This window comes from Pseudomonas wadenswilerensis (assembly GCF_024749185.1).
Classification (GTDB): Bacteria; Pseudomonadota; Gammaproteobacteria; order Pseudomonadales; family Pseudomonadaceae; genus Aquipseudomonas; species Aquipseudomonas wadenswilerensis.
In genome coordinates, this window is record NZ_CP087191.1 from 266,694 (window position 1) to 279,400 (window position 12,707).

Annotated in this window: 14 protein-coding genes; 9 read left to right on the forward strand and 5 right to left on the reverse strand. The window is 62.8% G+C overall.

From position 1 onward, the window contains the following. Positions 1 to 77: 77 nt before the first annotated feature. The 4 genes from LOY45_RS01185 to LOY45_RS01200 form a co-directional block, all read right to left on the reverse strand. Positions 78 to 1,079 carry a hydrolase gene (locus tag LOY45_RS01185; RefSeq protein WP_115089412.1) on the reverse strand — a complete coding sequence of 334 codons (1,002 nt, stop codon included), beginning with the start codon at positions 1,077 to 1,079 and terminating at the stop codon, positions 78 to 80. Positions 1,080 to 1,151: 72 nt separating this feature from the next. Then, a complete protein-coding gene (gene rsmD / locus LOY45_RS01190) occupies positions 1,152 to 1,745 on the reverse strand; it encodes a 16S rRNA (guanine(966)-N(2))-methyltransferase RsmD (protein ID WP_258578644.1) in 594 nt (197 codons plus the stop codon). Beyond that, a complete protein-coding gene (locus LOY45_RS01195) occupies positions 1,745 to 3,244 on the reverse strand; it encodes a M16 family metallopeptidase (RefSeq protein ID WP_115089410.1) in 1,500 nt (499 codons plus the stop codon). Before LOY45_RS01195 ends, rsmD begins: the two co-directional genes overlap by 1 nt. Beyond that, a complete protein-coding gene (locus LOY45_RS01200; protein WP_115089409.1) occupies positions 3,237 to 4,592 on the reverse strand; it encodes a M16 family metallopeptidase in 1,356 nt (451 codons plus the stop codon). Before LOY45_RS01200 ends, LOY45_RS01195 begins: the two co-directional genes overlap by 8 nt. Before the next feature lie 230 nt (positions 4,593 to 4,822). On the opposite strand from LOY45_RS01200, the gene ftsY reads away from it, so the two are divergent. From ftsY to LOY45_RS01225, 5 genes are all read left to right on the forward strand, one after another. Beyond that, on the forward strand, positions 4,823 to 6,352 hold the full coding sequence (ftsY, locus tag LOY45_RS01205) for a signal recognition particle-docking protein FtsY (protein ID WP_258578645.1): 1,530 nt from the start codon (positions 4,823 to 4,825) through the stop codon (positions 6,350 to 6,352). Beyond that, a complete protein-coding gene (gene ftsE / locus LOY45_RS01210; protein ID WP_065757980.1) occupies positions 6,349 to 7,020 on the forward strand; it encodes a cell division ATP-binding protein FtsE in 672 nt (223 codons plus the stop codon). The genes ftsY and ftsE overlap by 4 nt, the downstream gene beginning before the upstream one ends. Continuing rightward, entirely contained in the window at positions 7,017 to 8,045 is a 1,029-nt protein-coding gene (ftsX, locus tag LOY45_RS01215; RefSeq protein WP_115089406.1) for a permease-like cell division protein FtsX, read from the forward strand. Before ftsE ends, ftsX begins: the two co-directional genes overlap by 4 nt. A 112-nt stretch (positions 8,046 to 8,157) precedes the next feature. Continuing rightward, positions 8,158 to 9,012: an RNA polymerase sigma factor RpoH gene (rpoH, locus tag LOY45_RS01220; RefSeq protein ID WP_115089405.1), complete on the forward strand. Its 855-nt coding sequence runs from the start codon at positions 8,158 to 8,160 to the stop codon at positions 9,010 to 9,012. A gap of 80 nt (positions 9,013 to 9,092) precedes the next feature. After that, positions 9,093 to 9,602: a DUF1993 domain-containing protein gene (locus tag LOY45_RS01225; RefSeq protein ID WP_028943901.1), complete on the forward strand. Its 510-nt coding sequence runs from the start codon at positions 9,093 to 9,095 to the stop codon at positions 9,600 to 9,602. A 61-nt stretch (positions 9,603 to 9,663) separates the two neighbouring features. Here LOY45_RS01225 and mtgA read toward each other — a convergent pair whose 3' ends face one another. After that, positions 9,664 to 10,422, reverse strand: a complete 759-nt coding sequence (gene mtgA / locus LOY45_RS01230) for a monofunctional biosynthetic peptidoglycan transglycosylase (RefSeq protein ID WP_415842484.1) — start codon at positions 10,420 to 10,422, stop codon at positions 9,664 to 9,666. A 34-nt stretch (positions 10,423 to 10,456) separates the two neighbouring features. On the opposite strand from mtgA, the gene LOY45_RS01235 reads away from it, so the two are divergent. The 4 genes from LOY45_RS01235 (at position 10,457) to trmB (ending at position 12,705) form a co-directional block, all read left to right on the forward strand. Beyond that, complete coding sequence (locus LOY45_RS01235; protein WP_010222197.1) at positions 10,457 to 10,828, forward strand: DUF423 domain-containing protein; 372 nt, start codon at positions 10,457 to 10,459, stop codon at positions 10,826 to 10,828. A 101-nt stretch (positions 10,829 to 10,929) separates the two neighbouring features. After that, positions 10,930 to 11,130: a sulfur carrier protein ThiS gene (thiS, locus tag LOY45_RS01240; protein WP_010222198.1), complete on the forward strand. Its 201-nt coding sequence runs from the start codon at positions 10,930 to 10,932 to the stop codon at positions 11,128 to 11,130. A 48-nt stretch (positions 11,131 to 11,178) separates the two neighbouring features. Then, entirely contained in the window at positions 11,179 to 11,973 is a 795-nt protein-coding gene (locus LOY45_RS01245) for a thiazole synthase (protein WP_115089404.1), read from the forward strand. Between the two features lie 9 nt (positions 11,974 to 11,982). Then, on the forward strand, positions 11,983 to 12,705 hold the full coding sequence (trmB, locus tag LOY45_RS01250) for a tRNA (guanosine(46)-N7)-methyltransferase TrmB (RefSeq protein ID WP_134061197.1): 723 nt from the start codon (positions 11,983 to 11,985) through the stop codon (positions 12,703 to 12,705). The last annotated feature ends 2 nt before the right edge of the window (positions 12,706 to 12,707 follow it).

The window sequence follows — 12,707 nt, forward strand, 5'->3', positions numbered from 1 at the left end:
TCGCCGGCAAGGCCGGCTCCCACAGAACTGTGCAACACCACAAATCCTGTGGGAGCCGGCTTTGCCGGCGAAGCTTTTCAGTCAGCTCGATTTATCGCCAGCCACTGCGGAATCCGCCGTTCCAGGTAGTACCCCGGGTTGCGCACACTGCCATCGACAAACCCCACATGCCCGCCACGTGTGTGCAGCTCGAAGGTGGTCTGCGCCGCCAGCTCATTGGCCCCTGGCAGGCTGTGGGCAAACACGAACGGGTCATCGCTGGAGTGGATGATCAGCGTTGGCGTACGGTTCTCGCCCAAAAAGTACCGGCTCGATGCGCGCCGGTAATAGTCCTTGGCGTCAGCAAAGCCATTGAGCGGCGCGGTCACCCGACCATCGAAATCCCAGAATGTACGCAGGTTTTCCAGCGATCCCAGGCGCTCCAATACAGCCAGCCCTTCATGGTGCCCGTGATGCTGGAAGTGGCGCTGCTTGTCTTTCACATAAGCGAGCATGGCGCGCATGAAGTGCGCCTGGTACACCCGGGAAAAGCCCAGGCCGATGCGGTCGGCACACTGGTCCAGACGAAATGGCACCGATACCGCTACCGCCGCCTGCAACTGGCTGGTCGAACCGGCTTCACCCAGGTGCTTGAGCAGCACGTTGCCACCCAGCGAGTAGCCCACCGCATACAGCGGCGCTTGAGGCCGTTGCGCACGCAGATGGTTGATAGTTTCAGCCAGGTCTTCGCTGGCGCCGGAATGGTAGCTGCGTGGCAGCAGGTTGGGCTCGCCCGAGCAGCCGCGCCAGTTCAACGCCACGCTGGCCCAGCCACGGTCGGCCAGGGCCTGTTGCATGCCAATCACGTAAGGTGAGCTGGAGGAGCCGGTGAGCCCGTGCAGCACCAGCACCACTGGCGTTGTCGCTTCATGGGGGCCGTGCCAGTCGAGGTCGAGAAAATCGCCATCAGCGAGCCACAAACGTTCGCGCTGGCGGCTCAGGGCCGCTGATTTACGCCACAACGGTCCCCATAGCGTCTGCATATGCGGATTGCCCAGCCCCAGGGCGGGTTTGAAGGGGCTGGACGGGGCAGATGACATCGGAGGTATCTCGGCAGAAAAGCGCAACGGTTGTCTTGAAGTGTAACGCCCGTTGCGCCTTCCTGCTGTGAATCAGCTGCGTTGCCAGAGTGCGTAATACACCTGGCCGGCTTTCTTCTCTCGGTGCAGGCGCCAGTTGCCGGGCAGCTGCAGGGTCGATGGCGGGGTTTCGCTCTCGGTGTAGATCCAGGCGTTCTCGGCCAGCCACTGACGCTCTTCAAGCAGGGCGCAGGTGGTGGGCAGCAAGCCCTGGTTGAACGGCGGATCGAGGAACACCAGGTCGAAGGCCAGCTTCGGCTCGCCCTGCAGGTAGCGCTGGGCGTCGGTCTGGATCACCTGGCCGCGTGGGCAACGCAGGGTTTCCAGGTTCTGCCGCAAGCTGGCGATGGCCGCCGGGTTGCTGTCCAGGGCCACGGACTCGCCTGCGCCACGGGACAGCGCTTCGAGGTACAGCGCGCCGCTACCGGTGTAGGCGTCGAGCACTTTTGCCCCTTCGATGTGCGGGGCGAGCCAGTTGAACAGGGTCTCGCGGACCCGGTCCGGGGTCGGCCGCAGGCCCGGCGCGTCAGGGAAGCCGAGGCGCCGGCTGCGCCATTCGCCGGCAATGATGCGCAGCTGGCCCAGGCCGTGGTGCGGCTTGGCCGATTTTGCGGATGGACTGGCCATTAATGCTCCGGTACGCCAAGCGGTTGCTCGGCGGGTTTGTCAGTGGGCGGCGGCAGTGGTTTTTGCGGCACGCTTGGCCCGGCGGTGACGATGACCATCTTGTCAGCGGCCAGGTGTTTGTTCAGCGCGGTCTTGACCTGTTCGGTGGTCAGCGCCTGGGATTGCTGCATGTAGTCTTCCAGCCAGGTCAGCGGCAGGTGGTAGAAGCCGATGGCGCCCAACTGGCCGACGATACTGGCGTTGCTGGCATTGGACAGCGGGAAGCTGCCGGCCAGTTCGCGCTTGGCATCGTCCAGCTCTTGCTGGGTCGGGCCGCTCTTGAGGTAGTCGGCGAGGATGTCCTGAACCAGCTTGAGGGTGCCCTCGCTGAGCTCGGCACGGGTCTGCAGGTTGATCATGAATGGGCCCCGCACCTGCATCGGGCTGAACACCGAGTACACGCCGTAGGTCAGGCCGCGCTTCTCGCGCACTTCGCTCATCAGGCGGGTGCCAAAGGTGCCGCCGCCGAGGATCTGGTTGCCGAGCGAAAGCGCAGCGTAGTCCGGATCGTTACGGTCGATGCCCAGTTGAGCGAGCATCAGGTGGGTCTGCTTGGACGGGAAATCGAGGTGCGTGGTGCCAGCTTTGGGCTCGCTAGGCTGTTCAACCTTGGCCAGTGCCGGGCCTTTTGGCAGGGCAGAGGAAACTTGCGCGGCAATGGCTTCGGCTTCGCTGCGGCTCAAATCACCGACCAGGGCGATGACTGTGTTGCCGGCGGCATAGGCCTTGGCGTGGAAGGCGCGCAGTTGCTCCAGGGTAATCGGCGGGATGCTCTTGGCTGTGCCGTCACTCGGGTGGGCATAAGGGTGGGTGCCGTACAGGCGCTCGAACAGCTCGATACCGGCCAGTTTGCCAGGGTTCTGCTTCTGGTACTCGAAGCCGGCCTGCATCTGGTTCTTGATGCGTGCCAGGGCGTCCTGCGGGAAGGTTGGTTTGCCGACCACTTCAGCGAACAGCTTCAGCGCCGGCTCGCGCTTGTCGGCGGCGCTCAGGCTGCGCAGCGAAGCCACGGCCATGTCGCGGTAGGCGCCATTGCCAAAGTCGGCGCCCAGGCCTTCGAAGCCTTCGGCGATGGCGGTGACGCTCTTGCCGGCTACGCCTTCGTTAAGCATGGCGTTGGTCAGGGTCGCCAGGCCCGGGGCATCGCCGTCCTGGCTGCTGCCGGCGGCGAAGGTCAGGCGCAGGTCGAACATCGGCAGCTCGCGGGCTTCGACGAACAGCACGCGGGCGCCTTCGGCGGTATTCCAGGTCTGGATGTTCAACTGTCGGCGGCTTGGCGCCTTGCCGTCCAGCTCAGCCAGCGATTGCAAGGTGTTGGCCGCCTTGGCGGCGGTGCTGGTGGCCGGTTGCGCGGCGTTATCCGATTGCGCCGGCTTGGCCAGGAAGAAAGCCAGCAGGCCCAGCAGCAACAGCAGGCCCAGGCCGATCAGGGTGTAGCGGGGTGCGCTGCGTTCACTCATGAGCGTTCTCCTCGGGCAGTACATGGGCAACGCTCAGGCGTTCACGGGTGAAGTAGGTGCGGGCGGCGCTCTGGATGTCTGCCGGGGTCACGCTTTTCAGCTCGTCCAGCTCGCTGTCGATCAGCTTCCACGACAGGCCGACGGTTTCCAACTGGCCAATGGCGGTGGCCTGGCTGCTGATGGAGTCACGGTCGTAGACCAGCCCGGCGATGACCTGGGCACGTACGCGCTCAAGCTCTTCAGCCGAAGGCGGGGTGGTCTTGAGCTCGTCGAGCAGCTTCCAGATACCGGCTTCGACGTCGGCCAGGGTTTTGTGTTTCTGCAGGTTCGGCGTGGCCGAGATCAGGAACAGGCTGTCGCCGCGGGTAAATGCGTTGTAGCTGGAGGAAGCACCGGAGACCAGCTCCTGGCCACGCTCCAGGCGGCTCGGCAGGCGTGCGCTGTAACCGCCGTCGAGCAGTGCCGAGATCAGCCGCAGGGCGTGCACGGTGCGGGGGTCCTTGGCAGTGGCGAGGCCGGGGGCGTTGAAGCCGTAGATCAGGCTCGGCAGCTGGGTTTGTACATGCAGGGTGGTTTCCCGCAGGCCAGGCTCGGCCAGCTCCAGCGGCAGCTTGGCCGGTGGCACCGCGCGTTTCGGGATGGCGCCGAAGAAGCGCTGGGCCAGGCCCTTGACCTCCTCGACAGTGACATCGCCGACCACCACCAGGGTGGCGTTGTTCGGCACGTACCAGGATTCGTACCAGTGACGCAGCTCCTCGACCTTCATACGGTCAAGGTCAGCCATCCAGCCTATGGTCGGGGTGCGGTAGCTGCTGGCTGGGAAGGCCATGGCGCTGAACAGCTCGAAGGCCTTGGCATTGGGCTGGTCGTCGGTGCGCAGGCGGCGTTCTTCCTTGATGACCTCGATTTCGCGGCTGAACTCGTCGGCCGGCAGACGCAGGCTGGCCATGCGGTCGGCTTCGAGCTCAAGCGCTACCGGCAGGCGGTCGCGGGCCAGCACCTGGTAATAGGCGGTGTAATCGTCGCTGGTAAAGGCGTTCTCTTCGGCGCCCAGGTCGCGCAGGATGCGCGAGGCTTCGCCGGGGCCGAGCTTCTCGCTGCCCTTGAACATCATGTGTTCCAGGGCATGGGAAAGGCCGGTCTGGCCGGGGGATTCATAGGTCGATCCGACCTTGTACCAGATTTGCGAGACCACCACCGGCGCCCGGTGGTCCTCGCGCACGACCACTTTCAGGCCGTTGTCGAGAATGAACTCGTGAGTGGGTTGCGTATCGGCGGCGAAGGCCGCGAACGGCAGACAAACTGTGCTGAGCAACAGGCCAGCGGCGCGGCGGGCTAGAGCATTCATACGTTGTTTAACCTGTAGGACTGCCCGCGTGGTCTTAGCGTCAGCGGGCTTGGAGGTGCTAGGATACTGATCCGGTTGCCTGAGGACCATGCCTGTCGTGGATCCAGCCCGTAGGCTTGATGACAAAATGCTGCGCAAGAACGAGCCGGATTAAAAGTAGACTGTTCTGCGTTAAAAGAATTTACGAGGCGCCGCAGTGGCGCATCGCTACCCTGAGATAGCCGTCTTCCATGTTTGGTTCCAACGACGACAAAAAGACGCCGGCCGCGGCTGGTGAAAAGAAAGGCCTGTTCGGCTGGTTGCGCAAAAAGCCCCAGCAACCCGTAGCTGAACAGCCGCAAGCCCCTGCACCGATTGAAGCGGAGCAACCTGCTGCGTTGCCTGCCGAGGTTGCGGCTGCCGTTGCACCGGTCGAGGCTGCACCTGCACCTGCACCTGCACCTGCACCTGCACCTGCACCTGCACCTGTTGCTGTGCCAGAAGCCGTGCATGTCGCTCCAGTTGCCGTGCCGGTCGAAGTTCAGCCCGCGCCTTCCGTCGGCCTTGTCCTGCCTGTGCCTGAAGAGCCGGTGGCCCTGGTTGCCGACCTTGAGTCGCATACCCCGCCGCCGATTCCCGAGCGTGCGCATCCCGCTCCCATGCCGGTCATCGAGCCTGAGCCTGAGCCGGTTGTAGTTGCGCCTGAGCCCGTCGTCATTGCACCTGAGCCTGTTGTCGTGCCTGCGCCAGTCGTCGCACCGGAGCCCGAGCCTGTACCCGTGGCCGCTGCCGTGGAAGTGGCTGCCCCGGTTGCCGAATCAGCCGCTCCAGTGCGTAGCGAAGAGAGCAAAAGTGGCTTTTTCTCCCGCCTCAAGCAGGGCCTGTCGAAGACCAGCGCCAGCATCGGCGAGGGCATGGCCAGCCTGTTCCTCGGCAAGAAAGCCATCGATGACGACCTGCTGGATGAAATCGAAACCCGCCTGCTGACCGCCGACGTCGGCGTCGAAGCCACTTCGGTGATCGTCCAGAGCCTGACCCAGAAGGTCGCGCGCAAGCAGCTGGCCGACAGCGATGCGCTGTACAAGTCGCTGCAAGGCGAGCTGGCCGACCTGCTCAAGCCGGTCGAGCAGCCGCTGCGCATTCATAACCAGAGCAAGCCGTTCGTGATCCTTGTGGTCGGCGTCAACGGCGCCGGCAAGACCACCACCATCGGCAAGCTGGCGAAGAAGCTGCAGCTCGAAGGCAAGAAGGTCATGCTCGCCGCCGGTGACACCTTCCGCGCTGCTGCGGTCGAGCAACTGCAGGTCTGGGGCGAGCGCAACCAGATCCCGGTCATCGCCCAGCACACCGGCGCCGATTCGGCTTCGGTGATCTTCGATGCCGTGCAGGCCGCCAAGGCCCGTAATATCGATGTATTGATCGCCGACACCGCCGGTCGCCTGCACACCAAAGACAACCTGATGGAAGAGCTGAAGAAGGTCCGTCGGGTGATCGGCAAACTCGATGCCGACGCACCCCACGAGGTGCTGCTGGTGCTCGACGCCGGTACCGGCCAGAACGCCATCAACCAGGCCAAGCACTTTAACCAGAGCGTCGAACTGACCGGCCTGGCCCTGACCAAGCTCGACGGCACCGCCAAGGGTGGGGTGATCTTTGCCCTGGCCAAGCAGTTCGGCCTGCCGATCCGCTATATTGGCGTGGGCGAAGGGATTGACGATTTGCGCACCTTCGAAGCCGAACCCTTCGTGAAAGCACTGTTTGCCGAGCGGGAGCATCCATGATTCGATTCGAACAGGTCGCCAAGCGCTACCCCAATGGTCACGTTGGCCTGCATGAGTTGAGTTTTCGGGTGCGTCGGGGCGAATTCCTGTTCGTTACCGGCCATTCCGGCGCCGGCAAAAGTACCTTGCTGCGCCTGTTGCTGGCCATGGAACGTCCCACCAGCGGCAAGCTGCTGCTGGCCGGGCAGGACCTGGGGCAGATCAGCAACGCGCAGATCCCGTTCCTGCGCCGGCAGATCGGCGTGGTGTTCCAGAACCACCAGCTGCTGTTCGACCGTACCGTATTCAACAACGTCGCCCTGCCGCTGCAGATCCTCGGCCTGTCCAAGGTCGAAGTGGCCAAGCGGGTCGACTCGGCGCTGGAACGCGTGGCCCTGTCAGACAAAGCCGAGCTGTACCCCGGCGACCTGTCCACCGGCCAGCAACAGCGCGTCGGCATTGCCCGCGCTATTGTCCACCGCCCGGCCTTGCTGCTGGCGGACGAACCTACCGGTAACCTCGACCCACGCCTGGCTGCGGAGATCATGGGTGTATTCGAAGATATCAACCGCCTGGGTACCAGCGTGCTGATCGCCAGTCACGACCTGGCGCTGATCGCGCGCATGCGCCATCGCATGCTGACCCTGCAGCGCGGCCGCTTGATCGGCGACGGGGAGGCCGGGCAATGAGTGCGACACGTAGTCCCAAGGTTTCCGAGCGAGTAGCACCCAAGGCTGCGGACGCTGCACCGGAAAAAAACAAACGTGGCGGTCACGATGATGACGGCCCGGATTTTCGTACCCTGCTGCATGCCTGGCTGGAAAGCCACCGTTCGAGCCTGCTCGACAGCCTGCGGCGCCTGGGCAAGCAGCCGATCGGCAGCTTCTTTACCTGCCTGGTGATGGCGGTGGCTCTGAGCCTGCCCATGGGCCTGTCGTTGCTCCTGAGCAACGTCGAACGCCTGGGTGGCTCCTGGCAGCGCGCGGCACAGATTTCCCTGTACCTGAAGCTCGATGCCAGCAGCCACGAAGGCGAAGCCCTGCGTGAGCAGATCAAGGGTTTGCCCGGGGTTGCCGAGGCTGAGTATGTCAGCCGCGAGCAGGCCCTCAATGAGTTCCAGCAGCAGTCCGGCCTGGGCGAAGCCCTGCGTGAATTGCCGGAGAACCCGCTGCCTGGCGTGGTGGTGGTAACCCCGGCGGAAGTCGACAAGCCGGCGCTGGAAGCCCTGCGTCAGCGCCTGGCGGAGCTGCCCAAGGTCGAAGCGGCGCAGCTCGACCTGGTTTGGGTCGAGCGGCTGGCGGCGATTCTCAAGCTGGGTGACCGCTTTGTCTTCGGCCTGACGGTTTTGCTGGTATCGGCACTGCTTTTGGTAATTGGTAACACAATTCGCCTGCACATCGAGAACCGCCGTACCGAGATCGAGGTAATCAAGCTGGTCGGTGGTACCGACAGCTATGTGCGCCGGCCTTTCCTGTACATGGGCGCCTTGTATGGCCTGGGTGCCGGGGTGTTGGCCTGGGGCGTGCTGGCGTTTGGCCTGAACTGGCTGAACGACGCGGTAATCGGGCTCTCCGGACTGTACGGCAGTGATTTTGCCCTGGCCGGGGTTCCGTCAGCCGATGGTCTATCCCTCTTGCTTGGAGCGGTATTGTTAGGGTATATCGGTGCTTGGATTGCGGTCGCCCGCCACTTGAGCGAGCTTGCACCGCGATAGTGTCTTTTTGCTGGTATTGACTCTTTTCATTTTTAGGGAACTTGTTTCGCGGTTTCCGGTCAATGTTGGCAGTGCCTATGGCACGAGTTTAGTGAGTCGGAGGTTTTTTCGTATGACCACTTCGTTGCAACCTGCCTATGCCCTGGTTCCCGGCGCAAACCTGGAAGCCTATGTGCACACGGTCAACAGCATTCCATTGCTGACGCCCGAGCGGGAGCGTGAACTGGCCGAGAGTCTCTACTATGAGCAGGATCTTGGGGCGGCTCGGCAGATGGTGCTCGCCCACCTGCGTTTTGTTGTACACATTGCTCGCAGCTATTCCGGCTACGGGCTGGCCCAGGCCGACCTGATCCAGGAAGGCAACGTTGGCCTGATGAAAGCGGTCAAGCGTTTCAACCCGGAAATGGGTGTGCGTCTGGTGTCCTTTGCGGTGCACTGGATCAAGGCCGAGATTCACGAGTTCATCCTGCGTAACTGGCGCATCGTCAAGGTCGCTACCACCAAGGCTCAGCGCAAGCTGTTCTTCAACCTGCGCAGCCAGAAAAAACGCCTGGCCTGGCTGAACAACGATGAAGTCCATCGTGTCGCCGAAAGCCTGGGTGTCGAGCCGCGTGAAGTGCGTGAGATGGAGAGCCGCCTGACCGGTCAGGACATGGCCTTCGACCCGGCCAGTGAAGCCGACGACGACAGTGCATTCCAGTCGCCGGCCAACTACCTGGAAGACCACCGTTACGACCCGGCGCGTCAACTGGAGGATGCCGACTGGAGTGACAACTCCACCAGCAACCTGCACGAAGCCCTGCAGGGCCTGGATGATCGCAGCCGTGACATCCTCTACCAGCGCTGGCTGGCCGAGGAAAAGGCCACCTTGCATGACCTGGCCGAGAAATACAGCGTGTCTGCCGAGCGGATTCGCCAGCTGGAAAAGAATGCGATGAACAAGGTCAAAGCCTTGATCGCAGTCTGATTCGCGATACGGCAATAACCAAAAAGCCCCGACGTGTCGGGGCTTTTTCATGATTCTCCGCCACCCCTGTCGAGACTGTTATGACCATTTCCTTGTACGCCGCTTCTGTTCCTGTTTTCAAGCAAATGCTCAACGCCTTGAGTGATGTTCTGAACAAGGCGGAAGCTCACGCCACGGCGAAAAACATTGATCCGAGCGTCTTCCTCCAGGCTCGCCTGTATCCGGATATGTTTCCACTGGTTCGCCAGGTGCAGATCGCTGTTGATTTCGCCAAGGGTGTATCGGCGCGCCTGGCTGAGGTCGAGTTGCCGAAATACGATGACAGCGAAACCACCTTTGCTGAACTGCAAGCGCTGATCAGTAAGGTTCTGGCTTTCCTGGACGGCGTTGCGCCGGCGCAGATCGACGGCAAGGAAGGCATCGAAATCGTGACCCGTCCGGGCACGCCGAAAGAGAAGCGCTTCAGTGGCCAGGCTTATTTGCTGACCTACGGCCTGCCACAGTTCTTCTTCCACGTCACCACCACTTACGCAATCCTGCGTCACAACGGTGTCGAAGTGGGCAAACGTGACTATATGGGCGCGTTCTAAGGCGGTTACCCAGTAATCAGCCAATAAAAAACCCGGCAAAGTGTGCGCTTTGCCGGGTTTTTTATTGGCTCCAGGGCGCCCGGCGCGGGCTGTCCAGCTGCGCCAGATAACCACTACCGCCCAGCTGGCGCATCTGCTGGCGAATCCAGCCGGCACGTCGCGCCACATAAGTGCTTGGCCGGCTGGCACTCCAGTTCAACGGGCTGGGCAGCACCGCAGCCAGCAGGCTGGCCTGTTGGCGCGATAGTTGACGGGCATCGACGCCAAAGTGGTGCCGCGCTGCGGCCTGCGCGCCAAACACGCCTTCACCCCATTCAGCGCTGTTGAGATAGACCTCAAGAATCCGCTCTTTCGACCACAGCAGCTCGATCAACGCGGTGAACCAGGCTTCCAAGCCCTTGCGCAGCCAGCTACGGCCAGCCCAGAGGAACTGGTTCTTGGCCACTTGCTGGCTCAGGGTGCTGGCGCCGCGGATACTGCCACCGCGTTCGTTATGGGCCAGCGCCGCCTGGATGGCATTGAAGTCAAAGCCCCAGTGGTAGGCGAACTTCTGGTCTTCGCCGGCGATCACCGCCAGCTTGAGCTCATCGGAGATCTGCTCCCACGGCTCCCAGTCCCGTTGCAGGTCGATCGGCTGGCCGTTGAACCAGGACTCGACCTTGCGCTCGACCATCAGCGCGGTACCTGGCGGCGGCACCCAGCGAAACACCAGCACCAGCAGGGCGCTGCCAGCGGCGAACCACAACAGGGCACGGGTGAGACGGCGGAAAATGGAAGACAGCATAGGTGATGGCTTGGCCGAACCGATGGAGCGGGCCATTATACAGACCCTGTGATGACTAGGAGTCTTCCCAATGCTTCGTAGCTTTCTGCTGCTCTCGGCATTTTTCGGATTCACCGGCGTGGCCCTGGGGGCCTTTGCCGCCCATGGCCTCAAGGGCCGGTTGAGCAGCGAATACCTGGCGATCTTCCATACCGGCGTGACCTACCAGCTGGTGCATGCCCTGGCCCTGCTCGCGGTAGCCGTGCTCTCGGTGCACCTGCCCGGGCGCCTGGTCGGTTGGGCCGGTGGTCTGTTCGCCCTGGGGATCCTGCTGTTTTCCGGTAGCCTGTATGTGCTGACGCTGAGCGGCATCGGCAAGCTTGGCATCATCACCCCCTTTGGCGGTCTGGCGTTTCTCGGCGGATGGCTGTGCCTGGGCCTTGCAGCCTGGCGCCTGAGCTGACCCGCGAGTCCGGATCGAGACGAATGGCGCGGCCCGGCCTTGGGTTTGCGCCCTGATCAGGGCTAGAATGCGGGCCCCTAAAAATAATGGCGGCCGTGCGCATGCGCATTCAACTGAACGGTGAACCTTTCGAATTGCCCGATGGCGAAAGCGTCGCGGCCCTGCTCAACCGGCTTGACCTGGCGGGTCGCCGGGTGGCGGTCGAACTCAACCTGGACATCGTGCCGCGCAGCCAGCACGACAGCACCGCGCTGAACGAAGGCGACCAGGTTGAAGTGGTACACGCTATTGGCGGTGGCTAGGCCTTCGCGATTTACCTGCAAGTCCCTCAACCTTCAAGAGGATTACCGATGAGCAACGTTCGTAGCGACAAGCCCTTCACCCTGGCCGGTCGTACCTTCCAGTCGCGCCTGCTGGTCGGCACCGGCAAGTACCGTGACCTGGAAGAAACCCGCCTGGCCATCGAGGCCTCCGGTGCCGAGATCGTCACCGTGGCCGTGCGCCGGACCAACATCGGTCAGAACCCGGGCGAACCGAACCTGCTCGACGTGCTGCCACCCGATCGCTACACCATCCTGCCGAACACTGCGGGTTGCTATGACGCGGTCGAAGCCGTGCGCACCTGCCGCCTGGCCCGTGAACTGCTCGATGGCCACAACCTGGTCAAGCTCGAAGTGCTGGCCGACCAGAAGACCCTGTTCCCTAATGTGATCGAGACCCTCAAGGCCGCCGAAGTGCTGGTCAAGGACGGTTTCGATGTGATGGTCTACACCAGTGACGATCCGATCATTGCCCGTCAGCTGGGCGAAATCGGCTGTATCGCAGTGATGCCGCTGGCCGGTCTGATCGGTACGGGCCTGGGGATCTGCAACCCGTACAACCTGCAGATCATCCTCGAAGAATCGAAAGTACCTGTGTTGGTCGACGCTGGAGTCGGTACCGCATCGGACGCCACCATCGCCATGGAAATGGGTTGTGAGGCGGTGCTGATGAACTCGGCGATTGCTCACGCACAACAGCCGGTCATGATGGCCGAAGCCATGAAACACGCCATTGTCGCTGGCCGTCTGGCCTACCTGGCCGGGCGTATGCCGAAAAAACTCTATGCCAGCGCCTCGTCGCCGCTGGATGGTCTGATCAAGTAAGAGCCCCTGATGACTGAATCGCAAGAAACGCCGATCACCACCGAAGGCGAAGAGCGCCAACACCGCCGCATCAAGAGTTTCGTGATGCGTGCCGGGCGCATGACCGAAGGCCAGCAGCGTGGCCTGGACCAGGGTGGGCCGTTGTTCATCCTGCCCCTGGCCGAGAGCCCGGTGGACTACGACCAGGTCTTTGGCCGCTCGGCGCCGCGGACCCTGGAGATCGGTTTCGGCATGGGCCATTCCCTGCTGGAAATGGCTGCTGCCGCACCGGAGCAGGACTTCATCGGTGTCGAAGTGCACCGTCCGGGTGTCGGCGCGCTGCTCAACGGCGTGCTGACCCAGGGCCTGAAGAACCTGCGGGTGTATGACTGCGACGCCATTGAAGTGCTGAACAAGTGCGTGGCTGACAACAGCCTCGACCGGCTGATGCTGTTCTTCCCCGACCCATGGCACAAGAGCCGTCACCACAAGCGCCGCATCGTTCAGCCGGAATTCGCCGCGCTGGTGCGCAGCAAGCTCAAGGTGGGCGGCGTGTTCCATATGGCGACCGACTGGGAGCCCTATGCCGAATACATGCTGGAAGTGATGAACGTGGCCCCGGGTTATCGCAACCTGGCCGAAGACGGCAAGTGCGTAGAGCGCCCGGCCGAACGCCCGATCACCAAGTTCGAACGCCGCGGCGAGCGGCTTGGGCATGGGGTGTGGGATCTGAAGTTCGAGAAGCTGGCGTAAAC